The organism is Mesorhizobium sp. M7A.F.Ca.MR.148.00.0.0 (assembly GCF_003997735.1).
Lineage (GTDB): Bacteria > Pseudomonadota > Alphaproteobacteria > Rhizobiales > Rhizobiaceae > Mesorhizobium.
In genome coordinates this window covers 22872-38357 of record NZ_RZTB01000014.1, presented here as the reverse complement: position 1 = coordinate 38357, position 15486 = coordinate 22872, and the positions used below count along the sequence as shown (strand labels likewise).

The window sequence follows — 15486 nt, the reverse complement described above, 5'->3', positions numbered from 1 at the left end:
CGAAGGCCGCCGCGAATGATCTCAGGCCGCCGCTTTGAGCGACGCCTTCTGCGCGGCGAAGGCCCAGTCGAGCCAGGGCAGCAGCGCCTCGAGATCCGACGTCTCGACCGTCGCGCCGCACCAGATGCGCAGGCCGGGCGGTGCGTCGCGATAGGCACCGATATCGTAGGCGACGCCTTCCTTGTCGAGCATCGACACCAGCCCCTTGGCGAAAGCCGCCTGCCCCTCGGCGTCGAGCGCGGACACGTCCGGATCGGTGAAGGACAGGCAGACGGACGTGTTCGACCGTGTCGCCGGCTGGACGGCGAGATGACCGAGCCAGGAGGATTTGCCGACAAAGCGATCGAGGACGGCCGCATTGGCATCCGCCCTGGCGATCAGCGCGTCGAGGCCGCCGGTCGACTTCGCCCAGTTGAGCGCATCGAGGTAATCCTCGACGCACAGCATCGAGGGGGTGTTGATGGTCTCGCCCTTGAAGATGCCTTCGATCAGCTTGCCGCCCGAGGTCAGGCGGAAGATTTTCGGCAGCGGCCATGAAGGCTTGTAGGTCTCCAGCCGCTCGACGGCGCGAGGCGACAGGATCAGCATGCCGTGAGCGCCCTCGCCGCCCAGCACCTTCTGCCAGGAGAACGTGACGACATCGAGCTTTTCGAAGTCGAGCCTCTGCGCGAATGCGGCGGAAGTCGCATCGCAGACGGTCAGGCCCTTGCGGTCCGCGGGAATGAAATCGCCGTTCGGCACGCGCACGCCCGACGTGGTGCCGTTCCAGGTGAAGACCACATCGCGGTCGAAATCGATCTTGGTGAGATCAGGCAGTTCGCCGTAGCCGGCTTCGATCTTGCGCACGTCGGCGAGCTTCAACTGCTTGACCACGTCGGTGACCCAGCCGGAGCCAAAGCTCTCCCAGGCGACCATGTCGACGCCGCGCTCGCCAAGCAGCGACCACAGCGCCATCTCGACCGCGCCGGTGTCCGACGCCGGCACGATGCCGATGCGGTAACCCGCCGGGACCTGGAGAATTCCCCGCGTCAGCTCGATCGCCTGTTCGAGCTTGGTCTTGCCGATCTTGGCGCGATGGGAACGGCCGAGCGCGGCATTGTTCAGCGCCTCGACCGACCAGCCGGGACGTTTTGCACAGGGACCTGAGGAAAAATTGGGATTTGCCGGACGGAGTCCGGGCTTCGTATGCGTCGTCATCGTGGTCTATCCTTCCAGATAGTGGCCCCTCGTTGGGGAGGGGTGGCCCACGGACGGCGATATGCGTTCAGACTTCGGGCGTCAAGAGGAAAGTTTTTGTCGCTGCCGGGATACCGGCGATCCCTGATCAGGATGTCGTGACTTCAAACGCAAACGGCGGACCCCGAAAGATCCGCCGTCTGCGTTTTCGTGCATGCCGTACCTACTACCAAAGATCGTAGCGCAGCCCAAGCTTGACCTGATGATTGCTGATCCCCTTGCGGATCGGATAGGAATCTAGGCTCTCGGCGGCTACATATTCGGCGTCCGGGGCGGAGAAATACTGATAGCCCAGGTCGACGGAAACGTTCTTCGATACCTGATAGGCGAGGCCCGCATTCAGCGTGTAGGCCAGCGAGTACTGGGTCTTGCTGTCACTTACAGCAAAATCGTCCGTGTCGTCGCCATTGTCGGTGAAATAGCTTGCCGACAGGGTGCGCTTGCTGCGGACGATGCCGATACCGGCGCCGAGATAGGGTGTGATGCCGACATAGGTGCCAAGATCGACATAGCCGTTGAGTATGCCCGACAAGGCGTAGTTCTTAAGGGATGCCGACGCCACGGTCGGCTCTGCGGCAGTCGCTGAATCGTCATAGCCGACGCCGATCTCGTTGCCGGGCAGATAGCCGAGATTGAGGTCGGCGCGCAGATAGTCGTTGAAATGGTAGCCGAAGCCGATGCTGGCAAAGATCGGATCTTCCTTGTCGCTGAAGGCTGCGGTTTCGGTGGCGAAATCATGATTGTCGAAGCTCTTCTGCGCCAGATAGGAGACGTCGCCGCGCAGATACCAGCCGGAACCGACCTCGACCGGGACGTAGTCGGGCGCCTGGTCGACATAGATCGGCGGATGGTAGTCGGCCGCGTGCACCGGCGTCAGCGGCAGGAAGGCCAGTGCACCGAGCGCCAGCGCCATACGCGATGTAAGTTTCATGGTCCCTGACTCCCGAATTTGGCAGCCCGCAATCGCAGCGTCAGCCATCGTTTCAAGGAGCATTGTTAACCATAGTGGTTAAGTGCCGGTTAAGGCTAACAGAGCGTTAGCGAATTCATTTCCCCTGTCGATTCCAGGCGGCCCAACGAAAAACCGCCCGGCTGAGGCCGGGCGGTTTGTGAAGAATGCAAGTAATGTCGATGCTGTTACTTGGTGTAGATCGGCTCGGGTTCGGGCTGGTAGGCAACGACCGGCGCGGCGCAACCATTGTTGCCACCGAACTGGTAACGCAGGCCACCGCGCACTTCATGTGTGTTGATGCCACGATCGAAGCCGGGACCGGAGCTGGTGATGTTCCAGTCGAACATGCGGCCCCCCTGGATATGGGAGAAGCGGTAGCCGGCATCGAGAATGATCTTGTCGGTCAGGCAGTACGAAGCGCCGGCCATCAGACCGTAGGCGAAACGCCAGCTTGATCTGCCGGGATTGAACTCGGTGGTGTTCGGGTCGTAGACATCATCCCACTTGACGCGGGCGCCGCCGATGCCGGCGCCAACGTAAGGCGTGATGCCATGGTAGGTGCCGAGATCGACATAGGCGTTGGCAAGCAACAGCAAGGCGCTCATCTTCGATACTTCGGTCGAAGTACCGTTGATGTCCGAGGTGCCGCCGTTGAAGTTCGACTTGAACCAATAGTCGGCCGTCAGGTCGGTCCGGAAGTGGTCGTTGATCTTGTAACCAACGCCGGCACCGAGCGAGAAACCGCCCTTGAGCTTGCCGAAATCGAAACTTCTGGTGCCGGGCGTGACCGTACAGTTACAGGGATCGACGGTGTAGGTCATATAGTCGATGCCGCGCACGGTCGACTTGTGATAATCGATATCGCCGCGGATATACCAGCCGCCGACCTCGACCGGCTGCTCGTAGATGGCCTGAGGCGGAGCCTCTTCAACCATCGGTTCCGGCAGATCGGCCGCGAACAACGGCCCTGCCAACCCTGCGAACAGGAAGGCGAGCAGGGCCTTTCTTGCTGTCTTGAACATGCTTGTCACCCCTGAGAAGCTCGGAACGGCGAACCCGCCCGAAATGCGATTGGCTTTCAGTCGTGGATAATGAATTGCAAAGGTTAAAAGGCGTTTAACCCTGTTGCTTAACCACGAATCTCGAAACTTCTAGGGATAGGCGCGAGATTTACGGACACCGAACAAAGTGGCGGCTGACAAGAAAAAGCCCGCCGAGGGGCGGGCCTTGGACCGGTTAAGGGAGCGCGGCGCGCCTGGTTGTCAGATCCACGTCCTGCTGGACGCGCTGGGATCAAGCGGCGCTGCGCGTTTCCGAGATGATGTCCACTATGCCATTGACCACGGACTCGACCAGTTGCGGGTCGTCGCCTTCGGCCATCACGCGGATCAGCGGCTCTGTCCCTGATGGCCGGATAACCAGCCGTCCGGTCTTGCCGAGGCGGTTGCGGGCGTCTTCGATGGCGGCCTTGACCGGCGCCTCCTCAAGCGGCTTGCCGCCGGAAATGTGGACGTTCTTCAGGAGTTGCGGCACGGGTTCGAATTTCTTCGACAGTTCGCTGACCGGCCGCCCCTGCCGCTTGATGCAGGCGAGCACCTGCAGCGCCGAGACCAGGCCGTCGCCGGTCGTCGAAAAGTCGGACAGCACGATATGACCCGACTGTTCGCCGCCGACATTCAAGCCATGGGCACGCATATGCTCGACGACATAACGGTCGCCAACCTTGGTGCGGTGCAATTGCAGCTTCATGTCGCCGAGGAAGCGCTCGAGGCCGAGATTGGACATCACCGTCGAAACGACGCCGCCGCCGGCAAGCCGCCCGCTCTGGTGCCAGGATTCGGCGATCAGCGCCATGATCTGGTCACCATCGACGATCGCGCCGTTTTCATCGACGATGACGACGCGATCGGCGTCGCCGTCGAGCGCGATGCCGATGTCGGCGCGCACTTCGTGCACCTTCTTTTGCAGGCCGGCCGGATGGGTCGAGCCGCATTCCTTGTTGATGTTGAAGCCGTTGGGCTCGACATTGATGGCGACGACTTCGGCGCCCAGTTCCCACAGCGCCTCGGGCGCCACCTTGTAGGCCGCGCCATTGGCGCAATCGACAACGATCCTCAAGCCAGCGAGCGACATCGAGCGCGGCAAGGTGCGCTTGGCGAATTCGATGTAGCGGTCATGCACCCCGTCGACGCGCTTGGCGCGGCCAAGCCCGTCGGAATCGGCGAGCGCCAGTTCGATATCCTTGTCGAGCATGCTCTCGATGCGCTCCTCGATTTCGTCGGAGAGCTTGTAGCCGTCGGGTCCGAACAGCTTGATGCCGTTGTCGTAATAGGGGTTGTGCGAGGCCGAGATCATGACGCCGATATCGGCGCGCAGCGAACGCACCAGCATGGCGACAGCCGGCGTCGGGATCGGGCCGAGCAGGAACACGTCCATGCCGGCGGCACAAAGACCGGCGACCATGGCATTCTCGATCATATAGCCGGAAAGCCTGGTGTCCTTGCCGAGCACGACACGATGTCGATGGCTGCCGCGCTGGAAGGAAAGGCCGGCGGCCATGCCGACCCGCATAGCGATTTCAGCCGTCATCGGAAACTTGTTGGCGCGTCCGCGAATGCCGTCCGTGCCGAAATAATTCCCTGCCATGCTAGTCAGCTTCCTCGAAGTTTCTTCCCCGGCACGTCATGCCACAATTGGCCAGGGCGCTATGATCACATTGTGTGATTGTACGTTACCAATCCTTAGAAAACCATTGTTGTGCACTGCACACACGTGGCCGCAACCTGACATGCCCAGACTGCCATGTTGCAATATACAAGTCATGCGAGCCTTTCAGCGCGGATGCACCAGGAAAATCCTGCTCTGAACCAGACAACGGACAACGATTTCATCACCTTATCGGGAGAAACCGGTTTTCGGCGATATATACGCCACTTAGCATCTGGCGCAACCGCCCGTTGAGCGATATTGATCTGCAGGGACGTATCATGGGCTGCTGCAACGGAGAAACGCTATGCTCATCCACCGACTTGCCACTTTGACCGGCCTCGCCGTCGCGACCTTGTTCCTGGCCGCGCCAGCCAACGCACTGACGATGGCCGAGTGCAGCACGAAATACAACGCCGCCAAGGATGCGGGGACACTCGCCGGCGCGACCTGGAACCAGTTCCGCAAGGCTCAGTGCGGCACCGACGCCGCCGCGACGACCGACGCCAAGCCGGCCGATACCACGAAGGCTGCCGAGACGAAGCCGGCCAAGGCTGCCGCCGCTGCGGACGACAGCACGGCCAAGGGCCTGACGGCGAAGGAATGCAGCACCAAATACCAGGCGGCGAAGGCTGCCGGCACGCTGAACGGCATGAAGTGGAACGACTTCCGCAAGTCCGAATGCGCCGCCGGTGCATCCGCCGCTGCCGCCGCCAAGCCGGCAACCACCAAGGCTGCCGCGGCCCCCGCCGACGGCAAGGGTCTGAGCATGGCCGAATGCAGCACCAAGTATCAGGCCGCCAAGACGGCCAACACGCTGAAGGGCATGAAGTGGAACGACTTCCGCAAGACCGAATGCGGCGCCGGCGCATCGGATGACGACACGGTGCCGGCCGCCGACGAGGCCAGCTACACCAAGGAGCCGGCGAAGCCGACGACGGCTGCGCCCAAGGGCGTCAAGTTCCCGTCCGCGATCTCGGCGAAATATGCCAGCGAGACCCCCGGAAAGGGCCGCATGCACACCTGCCTCGACCAGTACTATGTCCTCAAGGACGCCAACGCGCTCGGCGGCCTGAAGTGGATCCAGAAGGGCGGCGGCTTCTACAGCCTGTGCAACGCCAAGCTGAAGGGCTGATCGCTTAGCCATAGTCTCCAAACAAAGGCCCGCGCATCGCAAGATGCGCGGGCCTTTGTTGTTGCGCGAAGACGCACACTGCCTTGCTCGCATCTGCATGTCGCCGGGCTGCCGGCATCATCAATTCGCCTGCACTGCCCCCCGCCAAGCTCATCGGTAGTCCGTAAAGATTCCGGTTGAACATATAAAGAACAAACCGTATACAAAAAGGCGTCAAACTTATTATCAACCAGGAGGGTCTTATGCACAGTTTGAGATTGGCGGTATTGGCTGCGACCGTATTTATCGTTTGGAGCGTCGCCCCCGCAAGCGCACTGACGATGAAGGAATGCGGCGAGACCTATCGAACAGCCAAGGAAGGCGGCACTCTGAACGGCATGGACTGGACGGCTTTTCGCAAGGAGAAGTGCGCGACACCAGCAGCGGACAGTGTCAGCGAGGATACGGTCAAAACCGAGCCGCAGACGAAAAAGGAAACCAGCGCGGCGGTCGCCCCCACTGTAGTGCCCGCGGGCGTGACATTCCCGACCACGCTGGCCGCCGAGTTCAAGACCGAAAAGCCCGCGAAGGCGCGCATGAAGACCTGTCTGCAGGGCTACCATGGCAACAAGGACGCGGGCACGTTGAACGGCCTTCGCTGGATCCAGAAGGGCGGCGGTTATTACAGCCTGTGCAATGCCAAGCTGAAGAGCTGAGCGACAAGACATCTGAAGAAGAGAAGGCCTGCGAACCGCAGGGTTCGCGGGCCTTTTTGTTGCCTTCGAGGACACGCCAGCGGCGACGTTGCCAATCTCCCCCCTTGCGGGGAGATTAGCTATCACCTTGGCCTTCGCCAATCGTCACCGTCGCAGATGCGAGGTCGCGGACAACTCCTCCCCAACGCCAAAAACAAAAAACGCCGCGGAGCAAGCCGCGGCGTTCGATGAAATCAGTGGTCAAGCTCAGCTCGATGGCTGCGGTTCCATGCCGCCTTCGGGCTCAGGACCCTTCTTTCGCCGGCCGCCGGACTTCGGCACGGCCGAGCCACGGCTGGGCGGCGTGTCGTCGCCGAGGTCGCGCGCGGGCTTGTGGCCGGCGATCAACTGCTTGATCTCCTCGCCGGACAGCGTCTCGTATTCCAGCAGGCCCTGCGCCAGCGCGATCCATTCCTTCTTCTTCTTGGTCAGGATGGTCTTCGCCGACGAATAGGCCTCGTCGATCAGGCGGCGCACTTCGGCGTCGATGATCTGCGCCGTTTCTTCCGAGACGTTCTGCGTGCGCGCCACCGAATGGCCGAGGAACACTTCTTCCTGGTTGTCGCCATAGGCGACATGGCCGAGCTTGTCGGAAAAGCCCCAGCGCGTGACCATGGCGCGGGCCAGCTTGGTCGCCTGCTCGATATCCGAAGAGGCTCCGGAGGTGATGTTCTCCTTGCCGAACTTGAACTCCTCGGCGACGCGGCCGCCCATCATGATGGCGAGACGCGAGATCATGTATTTGTAGCTCATCGAATAGCGGTCGCCTTCGGGCAACTGCATGACCATGCCGAGCGCGCGACCGCGTGGAATGATCGTGGCCTTGTGCAGCGGATCGGCCGATGGCACGTTGAGCGCGAGAATGGCGTGGCCGGCCTCATGGTAGGCGGTCAGCTCCTTCTCGGCCTGGGTCATGGCCGACGAGCGGCGCTCGGCGCCCATCATGATCTTGTCCTTGGCGTCCTCGAATTCGGCCATGGTGACGAGGCGCTTGTTGCGCCGTGCCGCCATCAGCGCGGATTCGTTGACGAGGTTCATCAGGTCGGCGCCGGAAAAGCCCGGCGTACCGCGCGCGATCACCTTGAGGTCGACATTGGGCGCCAGCGGCACATTGCGCACATGCACCTTGAGGATCTTCTCGCGGCCGACGATGTCAGGGTTCGGCACCACGACCTGGCGGTCGAAGCGGCCTGGCCTGAGCAGGGCGGGGTCAAGCACGTCGGGCCGGTTGGTGGCGGCGATCAGGATGATGCTTTCGTTGGATTCGAAGCCGTCCATCTCGACCAGCAGCTGGTTCAGCGTCTGCTCGCGTTCGTCGTTGCCACCGCCGAGGCCGGCGCCGCGATGACGGCCGACAGCGTCGATTTCGTCGATGAAGATGATGCAGGGTGCGTTTTTCTTGGCCTGGTCGAACATATCGCGGACGCGGCTTGCACCAACGCCTACGAACATCTCGACGAAGTCAGAACCGGAAATGGTGAAGAACGGCACATTGGCTTCGCCGGCAACCGAGCGGGCGAGCAGCGTCTTGCCGGTTCCCGGAGGGCCGACGAGCAGCACGCCGCGCGGAATCTTGCCGCCGAGCCGCTGGAATTTCTGCGGATCGCGCAGGAACTCGACAATCTCCTCCAGATCTTCCTTGGCTTCGTCGACGCCGGCAACGTCCTGGAAGGTGACGCGACCATGGGCTTCGGTGAGCAACTTGGCCTTCGACTTGCCAAAGCCCATCGCGCGGCCGGAGCCGGACTGCATCTGGCGCATGAAGAATATCCAGACGCCGAGGATTAGGATCATCGGCAGCCAAGAGATCAAATAGCCGAACAGCGAATTGGAACCGTCTGTTTCAGGCCGCGCATTGATGGTGACGTTCTTGTCCTGCAGCCGCGAGACCAGCGAAGGATCGCCGGGCGAATAGGTCTGGAAGCCGCTGGCATTGTCGGTGTAGGTGCCGCTGATGCGGGCGCCCGCGATGGTCACAGTCTTGACCCGGCCCGCCGCGACATCCTGCAGGAACTGCGAATAAGGCACATCGCTGGAAGCCCCTCGCGTCTGCGGCGTCTGGAACAGATTGAACAGGGCTATGAGCAGGACCGCTATGATCGCCCAGAGCGCGAGGTTGCGATAGTTCGGATTCATCAATTGTCCCGTTGGCGTCCGCGGGGCGGACACGCGTCATGAGAGGAAACTTGCGCCTAACATAGGGAGAGCACCTCCCCTTGCCAAGCATAACAGCACGTCTGGGTTAAGCTTTCGCGCAACCATCAGCCGGCACTACGGCCGCTGAAAGGCAAGGGCGGGACCGGGGCCGCGCCAATCAGCCCGGCGACGGCCTGCGCCGGCGCCAGGTCGAAGGACGGCAGGAAGCGGGCAAACGGGGTAACGACCGGCCGCACTTCCATCATCGCAGACTTCAGTCCATATCCAGGCAAACCAAGGCATTCCCCGGCGTGCCACAACGCCGGTTCGGCCGCGAGCGCGGCGCGCATCAGGCTCGGCGGGGCTTTTCCTTGGCCCGTCGCCAGCCGCTTCGCCGCTGCCATGCCTAGCGGGGCAATCAACAATGCGCTGCTGCTGTCGTTCAATGTGATGCGCCGGCGGCCATCCCACAGGGTGCTGCCAGTAAGGGTTGCGGCGGCGGGCAGGCCGCGCGCCTCGCGGCGCAGGAAGATGCCGGAGCGCCGGGAATCGACAACCGTCCGCGACAATGTGGCGCAAAGAAATCCAGCCCTCAGCCGACCGAACAGAGCCTCGCTGCGGGCCTGATCCGGCAGGAAGGCAATTCCGCCGGTCATGGCCAGCAGGATACGCAACGCATAGACGGCCGCTCGCTCGTCGCCTGTGTTCAGCAAGAGCGGATCAAGACGAATGAGCCCGCAGGACAGCCGGGTCGCGAAATCGCCGATCAAACTTGCGGCGGCGAGGCCGAGTTGACTGCGCGCGCGGCCCTCATGCGCGGCCAGCGCCAGTGCATCGTCGATGCGCTGCGCACCGTTGCTGTCGGCAAGGGCTGCCCGCACACGCGGCCGCTCGAAGGCCGCGTCGATATTGGTGGGGTCGTCGGCCCAGCCGACATTCTCACGCCGCAGGACGTCGCGCAGCGCCTCGCGCCGCAACCCGAGAAGCGGCCGAACGATCCACTCGCGCCAGTCATACAAGGTGGCCGGCGCCATGCCGGCAAGTCCCCGGCCTGCCATTTCGGCATGGCCTTGGCCCCCGTCCCGCGCCAATCCTTCCTCGCGCGCTTGCCGCATCAGCACCGTCTCTGCCTGGTCATCGGCGGTATGGCCGGTGAGGATCAGGCCGATGCCTTCGGCTTGTGCCGCCTCGGCCAGCAGCCGGTAGCGCGCCTCGCGAGCGGCGGCGGGCAGGCCGGTCGATGGCTTGGGGCCCGACCATGTCAGGATGCGGTGTGAAATTCCGAGTCTGGCGCACAGCTTCGCCACTGTTTGCGCTTCCGCAGCCGAACCGGACCGCAAACCGTGGTCGATCGTTACCGCCAGCAGCTTGGTTGCCGGCGCCTTACGGTCGAGATGGTGTCTGAGAAGAAGGAGCAGGGCGGTCGAGTCGCTGCCGCCGGACACGGCCGCAACAGCGCCGCTGGTAAAATCGATATGCGAAAAAGGGTTAGTCGAAAGGTCCGGCTCGGTGTCGAGCATAATGCATGTCGCCCAAAAGTGATCCCGGTTTCAGGACAACGACATGTAGGACAAGGATCAGCAGGCAGCCAGAGCCTTCTCCTGCTTGACGCGTTCCTTGAGCGCGCTGGAAATATCGGGGTAACGCTTGCCGACCTCGCTGAAGGTGGCGCAGGCAACGTCATGCTGCTTGAGCCCGACCAGCGACACGCCGAGCTTCAGCAACATGTCGGGAGCTTTCTTGGCCTTGGGGTAGTCCTTGCTGGCGGCAAGGAACGTCTCGGCCGCATCGCGGTATTTCTGCTGGCCGAGCAAAGACTCACCCAGCCAGTAATGCGCGTCCGCCGCCTTCGCATCCTTGGGGAAGCGGGCGATGTGATCGCGAAAACCTTGCTCGGCGGTGCCGTAGTCGCCCGAGAGGATGAACTGGTAGGAGTTGCGGTAAAGCTCTTCCGGGTTGTTGGTGGCGGGCAACGCCGCGACCACCGTATCGGATTTTCCGGCCTTGGGCGCCGCCCCGGCGACTGGCGCGGTGTCCTGCGCCGGCGCGGTCGATTGCGTGTTGCCGCCGGCATCGATCACATTGCCGTTCTTGTCGACGGTGATGGTGCCGAAATTCTTTTCCGGCGCTCCCGTACCGGGAATAACCTTTCCGGGGTCGCCGTCGGGAGATTCGACGATGACATCCTCGACCGTCTTGCCGCCTGCCGATTGATCGTTGGCGGGCGCGGCGCCGGCATCGGCCGGCGCCCGTATTGCCGGGGCCGCCGCCACATCGTTGTCGGTGCCGGTGGTGGCGTCCGATTTCTTCTGCGCCGGCGGCTGCCCGCCTTGCGTGCCGCCGCCTTCCAGCTGCTGGAAGCGGAATTCATTGTCTTCCTGCTGCTTGCGGATCTGCTCCTGCATCTGCAGGACCTGGAAATTGAGTTCCTCGATCTTGCCGTTCATCTGCCGCAGCTGCTCTTCCAGGCTGGTGACAGCGGCAGGATCGGATTGCACCAGCTGAACCTGGTCTGGTTTCTTCTTTTGACCGAAAAGGCTGGGCAATTCGATACTGGGAAGATGGAAGGTAAAGCCGCTGTCGGTTGATTGCCCCGTGCCGCTCGCCCCGGTGCCGCTGGCCAGGGCGGTGACGCCTGATAGGAGCAGCAGCGCAAGCGTGCCGCTCAGAACCGATCTCAAATGCATGTGCCTCTCGCAGTGATTTCGTTAGCTTGTTCGCGCCTTCCAATCAGCATGGGACCAGCCAAGCGCCCTCGGCTCATAGCAGGAGCCGAGACTTCGGCCAAATTTTGTTTCGGGCATCCGGATGTGAAAAAGGCGGCCCCCAAGGCCGCCTTTCGCACAGGTATGTTGCATTCTTACCGCTAGACGGCCGCCGTTCTTGACGCGCCGGTCGGCTGCATGATGCTTCAGGAGCCAGCGCCGCTAAGCGTGGTGACCGCGCGGCGGTTCTGCGACCAGCAGGAGATGTCGTCGCACACCGCGACCGGACGTTCCTTGCCGTAGGAAATGGTCTTGAGACGGCTGGCCGAAACGCCCTTGGCAACGAGGAAGTCGCGGGTGGCGGCGGCGCGGCGGGCGCCGAGCGCCAAATTGTATTCACGTGTGCCGCGTTCGTCGGCATGGCCTTCGACGACGATGGCATACTGCTTGTACTGGTTCAGCCACTGCGCCTGGCGCGAGAGCGTCGTCTGCGCGTCGGCACGGATCGAGGTCGAGTCCGTATCGAAGAAGATGCGGTCGCCAATGTTGACGGTGAAGTCCTGCGCCGATCCGGGCGTCGCCGCGCCGGCGCCGTTAAGGCCAAGATCGGCCGCGTTGTTCGGCGTCTTCTTCGAGGCGCAACCTGCGATGGCGAGCATCGCCACCAGCGCGATCATGACCGGGTTTCTGGTAAGTGCTGCAATACGGCCCATGCCGCCTCTCCTTCGTATTTCGAGTGATCTAATTTGAGTGATTTCGTTGATCACCCAGTAACCACGTTTGGGTTAACCGGCATTCAAGAAACACGGTTAAATTTCGGTTTAAGCTGCCCGTCCGCAGCCGTTTTGGCCTGAAGCCACATTTCACGCGGACCCTAGGCGTAAATACGGCCAAAACGCGACAAAGAGATGGAAATGAGGAATTGAAGAGTTGGGGAATTGAGGAACTGAAGAGAGAATTCACTTCAGCTTTTCTCTCAGATTGATCAGCATGCCGTAGATATGGGCATAGGATCGCAGCCAATCGTCGTGTTGTGCCTGGCTGATGTATCCAAGGTCGAACGCATAGGAAATCCACGTCTCCACCTCGCTGCATGACCCCATTGCCATCGAAATGAACCGCGCGAATTCGGGTTTGGAGTGAGTCTGCTTGGCAAATCCTTCAGCCAAATTGGCGCAGATTCCTTTGCTGGAGCGACGCAACTGATCAGCCAGTGCGTATTGCTCCATTTTCGGGAAAGCGAGCTTTATGGACGTCAAGAGAAACCACATAAGCGCGCTTATATACCTCTAGATCCTTCGCGCGATTAATGTAGCCGCCCGCCTTCTCCATTCTTCAGTTCTTCAATTCCCCAGTTCCTCAATTCCTCTATTCAAGCAGCGGCGACCAGGCCGGGTCGGAAGCGAAGTTCGCCGTCGGGATCGATTGCTCGTTGCGTCCGGTCAGATCGACCGAAATCAGTTTGGGCCCACCGGCGGAATCGCGGAAGAACATCAGCACGCGGCCATTCGGCGCCCAGGTCGGCCCCTCCTGCTGGAAGCCGGAGGACAGGATGCGCTCGCCCGAGCCGTCGGTCTTCATGACGCCGATCTGGAATTCGCCGCCGGTCTGCTTGGTGAAGGCTATGAGGTCGCCGCGCGGCGACCATACCGGCGTCGAATAGACGCCGTCGCCAAAGGAAATGCGGGTCTGGCCCGAGCCGTCGGCTCCCATCACGTAGATCTGCGCGCGGCCGCCACGGTCGGAGGTGAACACCACCTTGCTGCCATCGGGCGAATAGGACGGCGAGGTGTCGATGGCGGTCGAGTTGGTCAGCCTCGTCGTCGAGCGGCTGCGCAGGTCCATGGCGAAGATGTTGGAATTGCCGTCGTCGCGCAGCAGGCTCATGATCACCTTCTGGCCGTCGGGCGAAAAGCGCGGCGCAAAGGTCATGCCGGGGAAATTGCCGACCAGTTCGCGCTGCCCCGTTTCGATCTGCAGCAGGTAGACCCGCGGCTGGCCGCTTTCATAGGACATGTAGGTGATTTCCTGCCGGTTCGGCGAGAAACGCGGCGTCAGCACGATCGACCTGCCGTCCGAGAGATAGCGCACATTGGCGCCGTCCTGGTCCATGATCGCGAGGCGCTTCTTGCGCGCATTCTTGGCGCCGGATTCGTCGATGAAGACGACGCGGGTGTCGAAATAGCCTTTTTCGCCGGTCAGCCGCTCATAGATGGCGTCGGCGATAATGTGGGCGACACGCCGCTGATTGGCGTCGTTGGCGAAGAACTGCTCGCCGGCCATCTGCTGGCCGGCAAAAGTATCCCACAACCGGTACTGGGCGCGGATGCGGCCGTCGGCTTCCTTGCTGACGCTGCCGGTGACCAGCGCCTGCGCGTTGATCACCTTCCAGTCGTCGAAGCGCGGTGCTGCATCGGGGTTGGTGATCTTCTCGATAAAGGCGCTCTTGTCGATCGGAGCGAACAGACCCGAACGCTTCAAATCGGCGGTGACGATCTGCGAAATCTGCGCCCCAAGCGCGTCGCCGCCCTGGAAATCCGTGATGGCGATCGGCAGCGGCTCGACATTGCCCTTGTTGACGTTGAGCTCGACCAGCGCCAGCGCCGGCAATGTGCTGGCAGCGGTCATGCCCATCGCCATTGCTGCGACCATCAGGAGCGGCTTGAGGATTGATTTCATGTCTTCTCGCTTCTCGTACTGATTTTCGGATACCCGGGCCTTAGAGGCCCAGCATCTCCCTTGGATCGAAGGTGACGCGGACGTCGGCCCAGATGTCCTGCTTGCCGGCGGGAACTTGCAGGCCGGTGACATCGCATTTTTGCACCGCACGAACGGCACTTTCGTCGAACTGGCGGTTTCCGCTCGACGTTTCGACCGCCGGGCGTCCATCCAGCTTGCCGGAGCCATCCAGGTTGAACCGCACCACGACGACGAAGTTCTCGGAACCTTCAAGGCCCGCGGGAAGGGTCCAGCAGCCGCCAAGCTGGCTTTCCAGAGCACCCATTTCGGACCTGGAAAGCTTCTGGCCCTGATCCTTGTCGCCGCCGAGCGACGCCTGCTGGGTCGAGCGCTTGGCGCCACCGCCGGATGGTTTCTGCTTGTCGAGAAGCGCGGAGATCTCGTCGGCGTTGAATTGCTTGTCGTCGGACTTCGGCTTCGACGACGCTTCCTTGACCGGCTTGTCGGCGTTCTTGCGTTCCGGCGCCTTGGCGCTTTCGGCCTGCGCCGGCTGCGGCTTCGGCCGCGCTTCCGGCGCGGGAGCGGAATCCGGCAGCTGCGTCGCCTCGGCGGGCGGCTCCTGCGCTATGGCTTCAGCGACGGCGTCGGGCTTGACCTCGGGCGTCGGATCGATGGCAGCAGTCTTGTCCTGCGGTGGCGGGGTTGGCGCCGGCTTGGCCGGTGTCGGCTTGGGGTCGGCCTGCTTGACCGGCTCGGGCTTGACCTCTTCCTTGGGCGTCGGCGCCGGCGCCACTTCCGTTGCCGGGGTGGGCTTGGGCTTCTCCTGCGGCTTCGGCACGTCCTCGGGCTTCGGCTTTTCGATCGGGGTCGGCGCGGGCGGCGGAGCCGAGGTCATGTCGACGGGCTTCGGCTTGGCTTCCGGCGTTATCGGCTTGTCGGTGTCGACGCTGTTCTCGCCGACCTTCTGCGCGTCCGGAACGATGTCCGGGCGCTGCGTCGGCACAGGTGCCGGCTTTTCATGCATCACGGCCTTCTTGTCGCCCTGCAACGTCTGCGCAATGGCTTCCATGGGCACGATATCGACCGCCACCGACTCGACGTCGGACGACGGAAGTGCCGCCGGCGCCGTCAGCGTGAACAGGCCGAAGGTCAGCGCCGCCGTATGCAAGATCACCGATGTGGTGAGGCCGGTCTTCATCGCGC

At 62.3% G+C, this 15486-nt stretch carries 13 protein-coding genes; 2 read left to right on the top strand and 11 right to left on the bottom strand.

All coding sequences use genetic code 11. The features are described 5' to 3' along the window. Window positions 1-21: 21 nt before the first annotated feature. From EOB49_RS07980 to glmM, 4 genes are all read right to left on the bottom strand, one after another. Window positions 22-1197: a phosphoserine transaminase gene (locus tag EOB49_RS07980; protein WP_127380669.1), complete on the bottom strand. Its 1176-nt coding sequence runs from the start codon at window positions 1195-1197 to the stop codon at window positions 22-24. Between the two features lie 205 nt (window positions 1198-1402). Then, window positions 1403-2167, bottom strand: a complete 765-nt coding sequence (locus EOB49_RS07975; RefSeq protein WP_127380668.1) for an outer membrane protein — start codon at window positions 2165-2167, stop codon at window positions 1403-1405. 206 nt (window positions 2168-2373) lie between these two features. Beyond that, window positions 2374-3210: an outer membrane protein gene (locus EOB49_RS07970; protein WP_127322289.1), complete on the bottom strand. Its 837-nt coding sequence runs from the start codon at window positions 3208-3210 to the stop codon at window positions 2374-2376. A gap of 271 nt (window positions 3211-3481) precedes the next feature. Beyond that, the gene (gene glmM, locus EOB49_RS07965; RefSeq protein WP_127267139.1) at window positions 3482-4834 is read right to left on the bottom strand and encodes a phosphoglucosamine mutase; all 1353 of its coding nucleotides are present in this window, start codon (window positions 4832-4834) and stop codon (window positions 3482-3484) included. 367 nt (window positions 4835-5201) lie between these two features. Between glmM and EOB49_RS07960 the strand changes: the two genes are divergently transcribed. Next, window positions 5202-6029: a hypothetical protein gene (locus EOB49_RS07960; RefSeq protein ID WP_127380667.1), complete on the top strand. Its 828-nt coding sequence runs from the start codon at window positions 5202-5204 to the stop codon at window positions 6027-6029. Window positions 6030-6271: 242 nt separating this feature from the next. Further along, window positions 6272-6724 carry a hypothetical protein gene (locus tag EOB49_RS07955; protein WP_127380666.1) on the top strand — a complete coding sequence of 151 codons (453 nt, stop codon included), beginning with the start codon at window positions 6272-6274 and terminating at the stop codon, window positions 6722-6724. 246 nt (window positions 6725-6970) lie between these two features. Here EOB49_RS07955 and ftsH read toward each other — a convergent pair whose 3' ends face one another. The 7 genes from ftsH to EOB49_RS07920 form a co-directional block, all read right to left on the bottom strand. Continuing rightward, window positions 6971-8899, bottom strand: coding sequence for an ATP-dependent zinc metalloprotease FtsH (ftsH, locus tag EOB49_RS07950; protein ID WP_127380665.1), 1929 nt, complete (start codon window positions 8897-8899; stop codon window positions 6971-6973). A 125-nt stretch (window positions 8900-9024) separates the two neighbouring features. Beyond that, entirely contained in the window at window positions 9025-10419 is a 1395-nt protein-coding gene (gene tilS / locus EOB49_RS07945) for a tRNA lysidine(34) synthetase TilS (protein WP_127380664.1), read from the bottom strand. A 57-nt stretch (window positions 10420-10476) separates the two neighbouring features. Further along, the gene (gene ybgF, locus EOB49_RS07940; RefSeq protein ID WP_127327632.1) at window positions 10477-11586 is read right to left on the bottom strand and encodes a tol-pal system protein YbgF; all 1110 of its coding nucleotides are present in this window, start codon (window positions 11584-11586) and stop codon (window positions 10477-10479) included. A gap of 224 nt (window positions 11587-11810) precedes the next feature. Next, complete coding sequence (gene pal, locus EOB49_RS07935; protein WP_013529149.1) at window positions 11811-12317, bottom strand: peptidoglycan-associated lipoprotein Pal; 507 nt, start codon at window positions 12315-12317, stop codon at window positions 11811-11813. Between the two features lie 246 nt (window positions 12318-12563). Beyond that, entirely contained in the window at window positions 12564-12863 is a 300-nt protein-coding gene (locus EOB49_RS07930; RefSeq protein WP_245466330.1) for a four helix bundle protein, read from the bottom strand. 109 nt (window positions 12864-12972) lie between these two features. Further along, a complete protein-coding gene (gene tolB / locus EOB49_RS07925; RefSeq protein ID WP_127380663.1) occupies window positions 12973-14283 on the bottom strand; it encodes a Tol-Pal system beta propeller repeat protein TolB in 1311 nt (436 codons plus the stop codon). Window positions 14284-14323: 40 nt separating this feature from the next. Beyond that, the gene (locus tag EOB49_RS07920; protein WP_127380662.1) at window positions 14324-15481 is read right to left on the bottom strand and encodes a TonB family protein; all 1158 of its coding nucleotides are present in this window, start codon (window positions 15479-15481) and stop codon (window positions 14324-14326) included. Window positions 15482-15486 lie beyond the last annotated feature (5 nt).

Bases quoted from the DNA above. Each gene is read 5' to 3' on its own strand.
- EOB49_RS07980 (WP_127380669.1), bottom strand. From the start codon at position 1,197: ATGACGACGCATACGAAGCCCGGACTCCGTCCGGCAAATCCCAATTTT.
- EOB49_RS07975 (WP_127380668.1), bottom strand. From the start codon at position 2,167: ATGAAACTTACATCGCGTATGGCGCTGGCGCTCGGTGCACTGGCCTTC.
- EOB49_RS07970 (WP_127322289.1), bottom strand. From the start codon at position 3,210: ATGTTCAAGACAGCAAGAAAGGCCCTGCTCGCCTTCCTGTTCGCAGGG.
- glmM (WP_127267139.1), bottom strand. From the start codon at position 4,834: ATGGCAGGGAATTATTTCGGCACGGACGGCATTCGCGGACGCGCCAAC.
- EOB49_RS07960 (WP_127380667.1), top strand. From the start codon at position 5,202: ATGCTCATCCACCGACTTGCCACTTTGACCGGCCTCGCCGTCGCGACC.
- EOB49_RS07955 (WP_127380666.1), top strand. From the start codon at position 6,272: ATGCACAGTTTGAGATTGGCGGTATTGGCTGCGACCGTATTTATCGTT.
- ftsH (WP_127380665.1), bottom strand. From the start codon at position 8,899: ATGAATCCGAACTATCGCAACCTCGCGCTCTGGGCGATCATAGCGGTC.
- tilS (WP_127380664.1), bottom strand. From the start codon at position 10,419: ATGCTCGACACCGAGCCGGACCTTTCGACTAACCCTTTTTCGCATATC.
- ybgF (WP_127327632.1), bottom strand. From the start codon at position 11,586: ATGCATTTGAGATCGGTTCTGAGCGGCACGCTTGCGCTGCTGCTCCTA.
- pal (WP_013529149.1), bottom strand. From the start codon at position 12,317: ATGGGCCGTATTGCAGCACTTACCAGAAACCCGGTCATGATCGCGCTG.
- tolB (WP_127380663.1), bottom strand. From the start codon at position 14,283: ATGAAATCAATCCTCAAGCCGCTCCTGATGGTCGCAGCAATGGCGATG.
- EOB49_RS07920 (WP_127380662.1), bottom strand. From the start codon at position 15,481: ATGAAGACCGGCCTCACCACATCGGTGATCTTGCATACGGCGGCGCTG.